Genomic DNA, 14,091 nt, shown 5'->3' on the forward strand with positions numbered 1-14,091 from the left:
AAAAAAGAAGGGCGATCCCGGTTTAAATATTCTAGGAAAATATAGATCGCCCGTTCTTCTGAATCGTACTATCTGGCTACTCTACCTGATGCGTCTCCACCCATCAGCTTCTCAACCTCTGCTACCGTTACCAGATTAGCATCCCCTTTAATAGTATGTTTTAGACAAGATGCAGCTACCGCAAAATCAAGTGCGTGCTGATCGTCCTCAGGGAATTTCAATAATCCGTAGATCAATCCTCCCATAAATGAATCTCCTCCACCTACACGATCCACGATGTCAGTAATTTGATATTGACGTGTTTCGAATAGCTTGTTTCCGTCGTACAATACGCCAGCCCAAGTGTTGTGAGAAGCAGAAATACTTCCTCTCAACGTGGTAATTACTTTCTTAGCTTTTGGGAATTTTTTCATCATCTGCTTGCATACAGACAAGAAAGCTTCTCCTTTTACATTGTGACCTTCTGTTTGTACGCTGATGCCTTCTGGCTTAATTCCAAAGTGCATTTCAGCATCTTCTTCGTTACCCAACACGATGTCGCAGTACGAAGTCAACTCAGTCATTATTTCTTCTCTTTTCTTTGCATCACAGTATGTCCAAAGCTTTGCTCTGTAGTTCAAATCTGTAGATACAGTCACACCCATTTCAGAAGCTACTTTTACCGCTTCTAGGCAGGCGTCGGCCGCACTTTGTGAGATGGCAGGTGTGATACCTGTCCAGTGGAAGAATCCAGCATCCTTGAATACTTCTTTCCAATCCACCATGCCTGGCTGAATTTCACACATGGCAGAGTGTGCTCTGTCATATACTACTTTAGATCCTCTGCTCACAGCACCAGTTTCCAAAAAGTAGATACCTAATCTATCGCCACCGAAAATGATGTTGCTGGTGTTTACACCTCTTTTTCTCATTTCCATCATGGCGCATTCGCCGATGTCATTCTTTGGTAGTCGTGTTACGAAGTCAACATCTACACCATAGTTAGCCAATGATACTGCTACGTTAGACTCACCTCCTCCATACACTACGTCGAAGTTGTTGGCCTGAGAAAATCTTAAAAAACCCTGTGGAGCTAATCTCAGCATGATTTCTCCGAATGTTACTACCTTTTTCATAATCGTTTAATAATTTTTGCTTTTACCGTGCTCGTTAACGGAACTTTTGAAAAATAAATCCCTCAATTGAAGGATTTTCAAGCCGTGTTCGTTAACGACGATTACAAATGTAGTATATTGCTGACGATTACAAAACGATTCGAACATTTTTTTTAATATTTGCCCCGCATGAAACGAATTACGATTAAAGAGATAGCCAAGAAAGCTGGAGTGTCAGTAGGAACCGTGGATCGAGTACTACACAATAGGGGTGAAGTGGCTGAGAAAACCAAAAAGCTGGTCAAACAAATTGCAAAGGAGGGAAATTATTCTACCAATGTATTTGCAAGAAATTTGAAGTTGAACAAAACGCATCGTTTTGCGATCATCCTTCCGCAGGATAATGAATATTGGAAAACACAGCGAGCTGGTATTGAGTCAGCAGCTGCTGAGTATGCATCTCTTGGCGTACAGTTGGACTTTTATACTTTTGATCGGCAGAACGAAGATTCTTTTGTTACTCAGTCAGAATTGGCCTTGCAGTCTATGCCTGATGCCGTAGTGATGGCACCGCTATTGGAGAATGAAGCAACCACTATATGTGGACAACTTGATGCCGCCAAAATACCTTATGTATTTGTGGACTCGAATCTGGAAAGTGCGAAGCCACTCGCCTTCATAGGTCAGGACTCTGTACAGAGTGGTTATCTGGCAGCCAAACTACTGAATATCGGTCATCCGGAAAATTGTAATTCATTGATCATCAAATTCCGTGATTACGATAGTATTAATAAAACCATCGATGAACGCATCAAAGGTTTCAAGAAATATTATGCTGAGCAAAATTTAGATGAATCGAGTATAAAAGAAGTAGAAATTGGGTTAGATGAAGCAGCACTAAAAGAATGGTTTGAATCGGTGAAAGGAAAAGAGGCTTTGATTTTCGTGCCGAATTCACGCTCGCATCAAGTAGCGAAACAAGCAGCTTCGGTTTGGGCAGCTAGGTCGTACCGTTTGGTAGGTTATGATTTGGTTTCAAAAAATTTAGCCGGATTGGAAGATGGTAAAATCGAGTTCATCATTCATCAAAATCCTAAAACCCAAGGCGCATTAAGCATTCAGACGCTATATAGGCATTTGATTCTGAACGCAGAAGTTCGGAACACCCAGTTTATGCCCTTGGATATTTTGACCAGGGAAAACGTAGCCTTCGCTGATAATTAATTTGACTTTGAACCTGTTGTGATTTACCTCTTTGGTTTAATTGTACCGACCGCTTAATATGGTCGTTCTTTTAACTGATTGTTGATTCGAAGTAATTGTATGAAGTGAATATAATTTCATTGAATTCGATTAAAATTAAATTGGTCGACCAATATTTTTTACAATATTTTTCTCCTTAGTCTGTCTCAGATTTCCACGATTTTGGGTTAAAAACACGTATTTTAACTTCTATTAATAATAATAGGCTAAGGGTATTGGTGCGCCTGTTCAGATCAATTTTCTTTAATTATTATTAAATATTAAATTGGTATACCAAAAAATGATAATTCAACTATTAATCGGCCAGAGTTGTATCATTTTTTAACTAAACCAATTATCATGTTTTCAAACCTAAAACTACTGACGTTTAATCAGTCATTTGTACTGGTGGTCGGGGTGCTTTTTTGTGCCTTGATTACCTTTAGTTGCGCAGAGGAAGACGTATTGTCTGAACCTGAATTTACGGAGATCAAAAATGAAAGATCTGCGGTACCAACCGTTTCAAAAACCTATTTCATTAAAAATCGAAAAAGTGGGAAGTATATTGATGTAGCCGGATATAGCCACTCCAATGGTGGAAAACTGCATCAATGGACCCATCATGGCGGTCTAAATCAGCAGTGGGAGATTATCTCTACTGGCGGTGGCTATTTTCGATTGAAAAGCAAGGAAAGCGGCAAATCATTTGACGTGACCGATAAAAGTACAGCCAACAAAGCTTATTTGCAGCAATGGGCCTACGGCGGCGGAACTAACCAGCAATTTACATTTCATAGTGCTGGCAATGGCTACTATATGATCAAAGCCAGGCATAGTGGTAAGGCGCTAGATGGTACGGGTCAGACGGCCAATGGTTCTCGAATTTGGCAGTGGACTTATAATACCTCTAATCAAAATCAGCATTGGCTGTTTGAAGAGGTAGGATCATCCGGTGGAGGTGGAGGAGGCTCCGAGACTCCAGGTCAAAACCTAGGGCTTTCCATGGATGATTGGAAGCTCAATGGATTTACCGGTAGTCCATCCAGTTCCACTTATCGTGATGATGTGCTGGATGCCACAGGTAAGACTTTTGCCAACTATTCGGACAACAACTATTTCTGGACTGATGGCACTTGGACTTATTTCAGGGTCTATAGAGGTCAGCCTAGTTCGAGTGGGTCAGGCAATCCTCGAGTCGAATTGAGAGAATTAGACGGTGGAGACCTGGCTGCTTGGAGTGGTTCTAGTGGCAACAATACCATGACTTGGACTGCCAGAGTAGACCGCTTGGGCAAAAGTGCTGATGGTAACAGCGGAGTCACATGTTTCGGGCAGATTCATGGAGATGGAGATTCTGTGGATGATGTCATCCGCGTACAATTCCTCGGAACTCCAAATCAAACCTCTGGTGCTGTGAAGCTCAAAATCAGTGGGTATGTGACTGAAGAACTACAAGGTGGGAGTAAAACGTACACAGGCTATTCGCTTGATACGGAATATACTTTCAAACTGACCTATAATAGTAGCGTCGTACGCTTCTATGTAAATGGTTCGCAAGTATTCAGTCAGTCCATGAGTGGGCACGACACGTCAAACAATTATTTTAAGGTAGGTGATTATATGCAGTCCGTGCAAGGAGCTAGCTATGATGGTTCTAATGCTGTTGTAGCTATTAAAAGCTTGAGCGTGACGCATTAATGTTAGTAGCTTAATCTAATTAAAAATTAAAGGCTGCCACGTACATGGCAGCCTTCTTCATTTATTAATCGACCGCTTTTTAAGTATTAGTTGTGTAGCACCCAGAAGTCGTAGACATACACTTCCCCATAATTATTAGGGTCGTCTGTATCACTGCCTTCTCTGTCTGGATTGCTTTGCGTGTAGTTGCCTATTTTGAAATAGGTCTGATCATAATCAATGTCCATCACATGGTCATTACTACCATCTTTTACCAAATAACTTGACGCATTGCCACTGTTATAGGCATTGGCCAAATTTCCGTCCTCGCTATAGTAGCAATAGTGCTTACCATTTATGATTTCAAATATGACTTCATGCTGAGTGCCCAGTGTGTAATTGGTCTTGATCGTCAAATCACTTCGGAGATTTCCTCCATTAAAACTCAAGAACAAGTGAGAGCCTTCTAATCTTAAAACCATGGCGTCGTCAATTCCATCAGATTTATTCCCATGGATTTGAGTAGCTACCAAATGATCCTTGTTGATAGGAAGATGAGTAATGGCTTGCTTGGAATAGACTACATGCTGGCCGGTAGTAGTCCAATAAATATCAGAGCTTCCATCTGCTTTTCTTTCTCTCAATTCTGATCTGATATAGTCTGAATTTGGTGTAGATCCATTGTTGCTGCGAATTGGCACTCTGAATACAATAGCGTCTTGATTGTCACTCACGAAATAATATTCGTTGTTTGCTTCGCCACAAAGCGTTTTGTCCTCGCTTCCATCTGGGTAAGTGATTTTCCATTGATTACAATTGGCCATCAAGTCAGATGGTACATCGGCAGAACCGCCGCCATTACCAGATCCTTGAGGAGTAGCACTAACGGATTGGCTCGAAGATGCATTGCCAGAATCATCATAAGCAACCACACTGAAAGTATATGAGTTGCCATTCGTTAGTCCTGTGATCGATTGACTCGATGATGAGGTAGAGCTGCTTCCCCCGCTGTAAGAAATCTCGACGTGATCAAAATCTGAATCCGAAGGATTAGTCCAGGATAAACTCACTTGTCCATCACCTGCGGTTGCACTTAGTCCAGAAACTGACCCAGGAGGGGTAGTGTCTCCACCGCCACCGCTAGTTTCACCCCAGATTTCAGCTTCAGTGATGCTGTTCCAACTGTTGCTCGAATTACCGAAGCCGGTGATCCGGATATAGCGCGCATTCACAGCATCAAAAGAGTAAGTTTCCAGGCTCGTTGTATTTCCGCTGCTACCGCTCGATTGGGCATTGAATACATCGGATAACGTTGAGGTGGTATTTCCGGCTCTGATTTTGAAGAATGAGCTTCGTTGATCTCCCTTATACCAGGCGACTTTCATACTGCTCACACTTTTAATGCTTCCTAAGTCATAGGTAATGTATTGTCCGGAACCGTTGGCTGACCAACGGGTACCTAGGTTTCCGTCCAAAGTGTTGGCAGGAACATTACCATCATTTGCGCTGGCCGACACAGATGATACTATTAGTTTGCCATTTTCACCGCCTGATCCTCCAGACCCACTGCCTTCTATGAGAGCGAAGTCATCAAATCGACCGGTGCCTCCATTATACTTACCATAGATGATTATCGAGCTGTTGCTGCCCGAATTGAAGGAAACTGAAACTTCAGTCCAATCATCATAATCTCCGCCATCGTTGTAATCATTGCTTCCTGCAATGACGCCAATCGTTCCTTTTTCTAGGACGTAAGCGGTCAAAACGTAATTGGTGTTTTGTGAAACAGAAACTGACTGCTCTACTTTCCCGCTAGATCCGGTGATCTTAGCAGATTTTGATCCTGAATGAGAGTCGCTCGATAGGGCTGAGGGATCAGTATCATTCCAACCAGACCAGCTACTTTCAAAGCCAGGGTTGCTAAGGCTCACCTGATCGCCTGCAGCCATTTTTACATTTTCGATGTTGGCTAAGGCAACTCCCAGGTCTTCCTCCTGACAAGCACCGAGCCAAATCACAGATAGTACTAAGGAAGAAGCAATAATCTCCTTACATAGCTTGTTAAACGTGTTTTTCATTTTGTTCTAGTTTGTGAATAAATGTTTAGATAGGTCACCGTTAGTCGATTAATGATTGGTAAACCAATTACAATTAAGACCGATTAAAGCTATTTAAACAACTGAAAGTGAAAATTGGAACTGGTTGATCAGTGCTTATAAAGTCTTTTATAGGAAGACTTAGAATTCTGATTTGAGAGAATATTTATGTGGTAATTGTATGAAAAAGAGCTTATAAGTGACGTAAGTAAGGATTTAGGTCGTAGTATCAATTTTTTGATGAGCTGCTGAATGGCAGTTTTTTTCATGCATTATTTTGCATTTTAAAATATTTATAATAAATTGGTCGACCAATCAACAATGATTTGAACATATAACAATGGAATTGCTTAAGAATTTTAGTCAGATAGTTATTGAAACACCGGTTGATAAGATCATTAACCAAATCAAACAACTGATCACTTCTGGTCAATTAAAGCCTGGCGATAAACTTCCATCAGAAAGGAAACTTTGCGATGTGTTGGGAGTTGGTAGAACACATTTGAGAGATGCTATCAAGAAGCTAGAGTTCTATGGTATTCTTAAAACTCTTCCCCAAAGTGGAACGGTTGTGGCCGGTATGGGGATTACAGCTTTAGAAGGTTTGATTTCCGATGTACTCAAGTTAGAGGGGAATGATTTCAGTTCTTTAGTAGAAACTCGTGTAATTCTAGAAGTGAATAGTGCAGTGCTGGCGGCAGAGCACAGAACAGGCAACGATATACGAGAAATTGAAAAAGCACTATTTGCTCACAGAGCCAAAATAGAGCAAGCGGACCACGCCGTAGAGGAAGATTTGATGTTTCACCTGAAAATAGCTGAGGCTAGCAAAAATTCAGTACTCAAATCGCTGATGTTGATCATCACACCTGATATTCTTTCTTATTTCAAACAACACGATGTGTGTGGAGAGGGAAGATCAAACAAAGCGGTAGAGCAACACGAAAAAATATTGGAAGCAATTAAAAATCAAGATAGAGAGACTGTAGCGGAGGAAATGCGAGGGCATTTAGTGGATATTCTTGATTATTCTAAAACGATACAAGTAGAACAATTATATAACAATAAAAAAGGAGAAGTTAATGGAGGATTGACAGGGACATAAAAAAAGAATGGATTAACCAAGGGTCAACCCATTCATCGCGGGATCGATCACTCAATGTTAAAATATCAATTTGGCCATCGGTATTTCATTGAAGAGATCAATTGCTGATCCAAAGATAACCAAATACTGCAATTCTGTAGTAAAGGAGTGTCTTTTTTACCTACCCGCATCAGCAAATACTATTTACTAAGTGTGAACAAAATCATTTAAAATGAAAAACATTTTACTATTATCTAAACGCTACCAGAAGCTCAATTTGATGCTGATGATGTTGGCGTTGAATGTAATGATAATAACTCCGGTATTCGCTCAAGATATCAAAGTCTCAGGGGTAATAAACTCTGAAGAGAACGAACCATTACCAGGAGTTACAATCCTAGTGCAAGGAACAACGAAAGGAACAGTTTCTGATATTGATGGAAAGTATGCATTAGAAGTGCCTACAGATGCTGTTTTAGATTTTTCTTTCATTGGTTATTTAAAGCAAAGCGTATCAGTAGGTGGAAGATCTACAATTGATGTTTCGATGTCTCCAGATATAGCACAACTAGAAGAGGTTGTCGTAGTTGGATATGGTACTCAGAAAAAATCTACACTGACAGGTTCTATTTCCAAGGTCAAGAATGACAAATTAGATCAGATCGCAGTGGCAAGGGTAGATGATGCTCTTATAGGTCAGGTGTCTGGTGTAAATGTTCAGGCTACTAGTGCAGAAGCTGGTGCAGCCCCTACTATTACCATTAGAGGATTTGGTTCAATTACAGCGGATTCAGGACCAGCAGTGGTTGTGGATGGAGTGGTAGTAAGTTCTGATTTCTTAGGAAATATGAACATGAACGACATTGCTTCATTTGAAGTGCTAAAAGATGCTGCATCAGCAGCTATTTATGGTAGTGAAGGTGCAAATGGTGTGATCATGATCACTACAAAAAGTGGTAAAGCTGGAAGAACAAAGTTTAGCTATGAAACCTTTATTGGATATAAAGAAGCTTTTGGAAGTGATGAATATAAAAAGAGTCTTTCTGATTGGGCAGCCAAAGAAATGGCAGAAAATGGAGAGTTAAGTGAGCAGACTCAACACGCTCAAATCATTTCTGCGGCAGCAGGAGGTTTGGATCGTGATTGGCAGGACGTGTTCTTTGATGGTGGAATTATCCAAAGCCATGCTTTATCTGCAAGAGGAGGAGATGAGAACACTACTTTTAGTGTGTCTTTGAAGTATTTGGAAGATGAAGGTGTAGTGATTACTGATAATTTTAAGTTGTTCACTGGATCTGTGAAGATAGACACTAAGTTGAATAACAAGCTAAAGTTTGGATTCAATGCAACTCCTTCATATACCAAGACAAGACGTTTGCCTACTTCGGTACATAACCCAATTAGACAATCTCCTTGGTTGCCAATTTATCATACGGAAGAAACATTGGCTTTGGTGAATCAGGATGACCCTGATGGAGCGAAATATTACCCGGACCTTATTCCAGGTGATTATGCCAGAGAAGATCATTTCGGCCCTATGGATGTAGATGGCGATGGTGATTTAGATGCTACTGCTAGAACATCAGGTGATCAAAACCCATATGCGCAGTATGTGGAAAGAGAGCATTATGATATTACAACTGCCATGTTAGGAGCTACTTACTTGAGCTACGAGATCATTGAAGGTCTGACTGCCAAAACTCGTTTCGGCTTCACATTGGATCAAAGAAAAAGAAGTCGTTGGGACGGTAATTACTACCACCATAGTAATGCTGCAGAGTATTTTGTGCAGGATAGATATAGAACAAGAATGATTTCTGATAACTTCATTACTTACAACAAAGGTTTTGGTGATCATGATCTAAATGCAATGGTTGGTTTAACTGTTCAGCAGAGAACTACTGATTACAATGAAGTAGTAGGAACTGGATATAGCAATGACCTGCTTAAAAATTTGGCTGGTGCTACTTCAGTATCTGAGCAGGTAGACGTGAATTTGGTAAGAAGAAAAATCGGATACTTTGCTAGAGTGAATTATGCATTCAATGATAGATACCTATTGAACGCATCATTCAGAAGAGATGGTAGCTCTGTATTTGGAGTAGATTCGAAGTGGGGTAATTTCCCAGCTGTATCAGCAGGGTGGAATGTTCACAATGAAGGATTCATGGCTGGAAACAATTTCCTTAGCATTTTGAAATTAAGAGCAAGTTATGGTCGTACTGGATCAGAAAACTTTAGCGTTGGCGATGATATCGTAAATACGTGGCCATACTTGGCGTTGTTGAACCCAGCTAATGCTGTGGTAGATAATACAGTTACTGGTGGTTTCACACCTCGAAACGTTGCCAATAGCTTATTGCAATGGGAAGCGTCAGCTGAATTGACAGTAGGTGTGGACTATGGACTTTTAGGAAATAGAATTACAGGTTCTGTGGATTACTATGACAGAGTGAGCGATAATCTATTGTTATTAAATCCAGTATCATATGGAACAGGTTTCAATAGTGCAATTGTAAACTTAGGTGAAGTAAAGAATTCAGGATTTGAATTTGAGTTGAGAACAAAGAATGTTGTTGAAACCAAATTTGCATGGAGCACTACTTTAATCGCATCTACAAACAAAAATGAATTAACAGCATTTGGTGATTCAGATGGACAATTATTAGAGGATACATTCGGAAGAAATTCTCAATGGATCAATGAAGTCGGTAGCCCAATTTCAACATTCTACGGTTATGTAGTAGATAGAAGTAATCCTATTCCAGATGAGTATGTAACTACTCCTTCAGTGCCGATTAACGGACAAGGTGAAGATGTAATTGTCGTTGATTTGAACGGTGATGGTGTGATTACTGATGCTGATAAAACGAAACTTGGAAATCCTTATCCAGAATTGATCTGGAGTATTACCAATGATTTCAGAGTTGGAAATTTTGATTTTTCATTCATGTTCCAGGGAAGTCACGGCGCACAGGTTAAAAATATCGGTGATCAATATTTCTATACTTGGTGGCAAGGTGCGACAACAAGTCCTCAGCAGTTAGTTGATGATGGACTTATTGGACATACTTCTTTTGTTCAAGAAAAAGTATTGACTGACCAAGTGGTTCAAGATGCGGATTATTTCTCTCTACGAAATGTGAATATTGGTTACAGACTTCCAAAAGAACTAGTAGCTAAAATTGGATTGGGTGGAGTAAGAGTGTATGCTTCGGGTCAAAACCTTTTCTACATCACAAAGGATGAGTACACTGGTTTCAACCCAGAGTATATCGACAATAGTAATAGCCCTACTTCTTATGGGTCTCAAAGAGCAGGATCTCCTCTCTTTAGAACTATGACTTTTGGTCTAAATGTTGATTTTTAATCTATAAAGACAGAGACTATGAAATTTATAAAATATATAATAATAGCGGTGACGGGAGTAGGATTATTCTCTTGTGATACGGATGAGTTTCTAAATCCGATACCCACAACTGCAGTAACAAGTAATTCATACTTTCAAACAGATGCAGATGTACTATCTGGTATCGTTGGAATATATGATGCGATTCAGGGAGTAAACGAAAGTACTCAAAGTAGTGATGGAGCTTACAACAGAGGGGTTCAATACGAATACCTACTAACTGAGCATCGCTCAGATAACACAAGAAGTGCGACACTTGAAGGATCACGAGCTGATTTTCACAGATATCTTACTGATGCGGATAACACGCAGTCTGAAGATTATTGGGCATCTATGTATGATATTATCTTTAGAGCGAATAATATCTTGACCTTTATAGATATTGCTGATGCTAGTAATCAAGCGAGTTATACAGCTGAAGCCAAGTTTTTAAGAGCTTATGCTTATTTCAACCTGGTTAGATTGTACGGTGCGGTGCCATTGATCACAGAAGTAGCGCTTCCTAGTGATACTGAGGTGCTTTACACAAGAGTGGACGTAGCTACTGTTTATGCTCAGATTGTGGCTGATTTGCAAGAAGCAGTTGGTGCACTGGACAATTCACACAAAGCGAGAGCTTCTCAGGCAGCAGCACAAGCATTGTTGGCTAAGGTTTACTTGTCTCAACCAACGCCTAATTATCAAGATGCGCAAGTATTGTGTGAAGCCATTATTAATGGAGGTGACTACTCTTTGATGACTAATTTCAATGATGTATTCTATTCTGAATTGAATAATGAGGTGATATGGGCCATTCAATATGCCTCTGGAGATCCATTAGAAAGCCAGGGATTTTCAGCAGAATTCACTTCTGCAGTTCGTCAAGGGTTACAGGATGGTCTTAATATGCCGAACACGAACTTGATCAATGATCTTAATGCTTATGGTGGTAATAGAACTGCAACAAGTATTACAAATGTTCAAGGATCGATAGAAGTAGCGAAATTCTTACCGGACGGTAATGATTGGACTAATGATTATGGTGGAAATGCAAGAAATTCTGGAAATGATTGGATTGTGATTAGATACGCTGATGTGCTTTTAATGCATGTGGAAGCCATCTTGGGAACCTCTGGGTCTACAAGTAGTGCAGGAGCATTGTCTTCTTTTAATGCGATAAGAAGCCGTGCAGGATTAACCGCTGCAACAGCTATTTCAAAAGATGATTTGTTGCTAGAAAGAAGAGTAGAGTTCGCATTTGAAAACCATAGGTTTTTCGACTTGCTACGTTTCGGTGTTGCTGATGCAGTTTTGAGTGCACATGCAGCAGATATGGGTTATTCAGACTACAGTGCAAGAGCTTTACTGCTCCCAATCCCTGCAAGAGAAATTAACCAAAGTGGTGGTCTATTAACTCAAAACCCTTAAAATCTTTGATTATGAAAAATTCATTAAAAATAATTTTAAATAAGGTATCAGGTCTGTTCTTTGGCTTGGTGGCCCTAGGAATTATCTACGGATGTGTTGAAGAACTACCGGGTCCAGGTTCTATGCCTGATGATATACCACCGGCAGCTAGTTTTTCTTACGCTTCTCAGGAGAATTTCTTAGAGATTAAGTTTACAAACTTGTCTGTAGAAGCGCTAAGCTATGAGTGGGACTTTGGAGTTGATGTTGAAATTCCAGACAGTGTTTTGACAGCTGTTGATCCTTCTTACACTTATGCATCAGTTGGAACATATGACGTTACCTTGACTGCAGTTGATGGTTTGGGCGTAGTTAGCGACACGACTATTGCAGTGGTGGTTGAAGAGGGCCCATATCTGCCGGTCATTTTGGAAGCACAATTTGAAGGTGATGGTGCAACAGGAGATGCCAGAGATCCTTGGGATGCTGAGTGGTCTACTGTAATTCAAATCACATCAGATGGTGCGTTGGATGCAGACGGAAACAAAACCAAAGGAGGTAAACTGCCAAGCGACGGACAAAGAGTGGCTTATCAGGAGATGGTTGTTGAAGCAGAATCTAATTATGACATTGCTTTTGTCTATACGTTGACTGATGCTGTAGCAGGTAAGATGACGGTAGAAATATTAGATGTTACTGCCAATGGAGAGACTTTTCAAACTTATGAAGATACACGAGATCATGTGATAGGCGCAGTTACTTTGAATGATCAGGATGATCCGTCAACCTATGTAGGAGGAGAAGTATCATTTGCCTCTGGTACTAGTACTAAAGTGGCTATCATGGTCTCCAACTCTGTAGGTATCGAAGCGAGATTTGATAATTTCACAGTTGAAATTGGTAATGCTGGAGCAGTTCCTCCATCTGCGAATTTCACTGTTGCGCAAAGCGATGTGAATTATTTGGAATACACTTTTACCAATGAATCATTAAATGCGGCTACTTATTCGTGGGATTTTGGTGATGAATCGACTCCTTCAACAGAAGAATCTCCAGTATATGAATATGCTGAAGCTGGTACATATACTGTGACTTTGACTGTTAAAAGTGAAGGTGGTTTGACAGGAGAATTGAGTGAAGTGATTGTGATTCATGATCCGGTAACTCCCGAATTTTCTTTTGCAGAAGGTGCCAATGAATTCACAATTGAATTTACTGACGAGTCAGTAAATGCTGCAAGTGTTCTTTGGGATTTTGGTGATGGTTTCAAATACTCTACTACAGAAGAACATGCTACTGTTACACATGTTTACAATGGTGGACCTGGGTTTTACACTGTTACGCTTACTTCAACAAGTAGTACAGGCCTAGAAGTTGAAAAATCAACTACACTTGCTATTGGAGTTCCAAAAGTATTGGGTGGAGATTTTGAAGATACAGATACTGGTGATGATAGAGACTATTGGAGAGCTGCTAGTTTCTCAGGAGGTGAAACCAGTACTACTCCTTATGGAGGAAGTAGTGATGGTGCTTTTCAAACTTATGATGGCACGGATACAGAAACTAAAACAAGAGGTGCAAAAATCGATGCCTCGAGATGTGCGGTGGATGCTAATGGAAATGTGGATACTGGTAATACCAGATATGCCTATCAAGAGATGTCTCTTAGCCCGGGTGTAGAGTATTATCTTGAATTCTCATATAACAATGCGGATGGTACTATTGTAGCCGGTGAGATATTGGATGGTCACTTTGATGATGGATCCGATGCGTTAGCGGCTTCTTTAGATGGTTCTAGCTTAATTGAACTTCAGGGAACTATTTCCAATGGTGAGATCAGTGGAGGTAGTGATAGTCCTCAATGGAGAACCATTAGAGGGAAGTTCACAGCACCAGTAAGCGGTGAAGTATCTATTTGGATGTGGGCATTTGGTGGTAAGTCATACTATGACAACATCAAAATATTGCCAGCTTCAATTGTAGAAGCCCCTTAAATATCAATGTAATATTTTAAAACTACCCGGAATCATATCCGGGTAGTTTTAAAATACATTTCCCTGTAAAAATCGATGTAAAAGGATATCCATCAATAATATCAGGATG

Annotated in this window: 8 protein-coding genes; 6 read left to right on the forward strand and 2 right to left on the reverse strand. The window is 40.3% G+C overall.

Annotated features, from left to right (window positions below; genetic code table 11):
* Positions 1-68 precede the first annotated feature (68 nt).
* A complete protein-coding gene (locus R8N23_RS08630) occupies positions 69-1,115 on the reverse strand; it encodes a sugar kinase (protein ID WP_318171182.1) in 1,047 nt (348 codons plus the stop codon).
* A gap of 168 nt (positions 1,116-1,283) precedes the next feature.
* Here R8N23_RS08630 and R8N23_RS08635 point away from each other — a divergent pair, with 168 nt between their 5' ends.
* Together R8N23_RS08635 and R8N23_RS08640 are read left to right on the forward strand one after the other, a co-directional pair.
* Positions 1,284-2,318: a LacI family DNA-binding transcriptional regulator gene (locus R8N23_RS08635; protein WP_318171183.1), complete on the forward strand. Its 1,035-nt coding sequence runs from the start codon at positions 1,284-1,286 to the stop codon at positions 2,316-2,318.
* 378 nt (positions 2,319-2,696) lie between these two features.
* The gene (locus R8N23_RS08640) at positions 2,697-4,034 is read left to right on the forward strand and encodes an RICIN domain-containing protein (RefSeq protein ID WP_318171184.1); all 1,338 of its coding nucleotides are present in this window, start codon (positions 2,697-2,699) and stop codon (positions 4,032-4,034) included.
* 86 nt (positions 4,035-4,120) lie between these two features.
* Here the strand turns inward: R8N23_RS08640 and R8N23_RS08645 are convergent, their stop codons facing one another.
* Positions 4,121-6,091, reverse strand: coding sequence for a polysaccharide lyase family 7 protein (locus tag R8N23_RS08645; RefSeq protein WP_318171185.1), 1,971 nt, complete (start codon positions 6,089-6,091; stop codon positions 4,121-4,123).
* Between the two features lie 358 nt (positions 6,092-6,449).
* Between R8N23_RS08645 and R8N23_RS08650 the strand changes: the two genes are divergently transcribed.
* The 4 genes from R8N23_RS08650 to R8N23_RS08665 all read left to right on the forward strand — a co-directional run bounded on the left by R8N23_RS08650 (position 6,450) and on the right by R8N23_RS08665 (position 13,982).
* On the forward strand, positions 6,450-7,214 hold the full coding sequence (locus R8N23_RS08650; protein ID WP_318171186.1) for a FadR/GntR family transcriptional regulator: 765 nt from the start codon (positions 6,450-6,452) through the stop codon (positions 7,212-7,214).
* A 211-nt stretch (positions 7,215-7,425) separates the two neighbouring features.
* A complete protein-coding gene (locus tag R8N23_RS08655) occupies positions 7,426-10,563 on the forward strand; it encodes a TonB-dependent receptor (protein ID WP_318171187.1) in 3,138 nt (1,045 codons plus the stop codon).
* 18 nt (positions 10,564-10,581) lie between these two features.
* A complete protein-coding gene (locus R8N23_RS08660) occupies positions 10,582-12,009 on the forward strand; it encodes a RagB/SusD family nutrient uptake outer membrane protein (protein WP_318171188.1) in 1,428 nt (475 codons plus the stop codon).
* Between the two features lie 11 nt (positions 12,010-12,020).
* The gene (locus R8N23_RS08665) at positions 12,021-13,982 is read left to right on the forward strand and encodes a PKD domain-containing protein (protein WP_318171189.1); all 1,962 of its coding nucleotides are present in this window, start codon (positions 12,021-12,023) and stop codon (positions 13,980-13,982) included.
* Positions 13,983-14,091 lie beyond the last annotated feature (109 nt).

The organism is Reichenbachiella sp., assembly GCF_033344935.1.
Taxonomy (GTDB): Bacteria; Bacteroidota; Bacteroidia; order Cytophagales; family Cyclobacteriaceae; genus Reichenbachiella.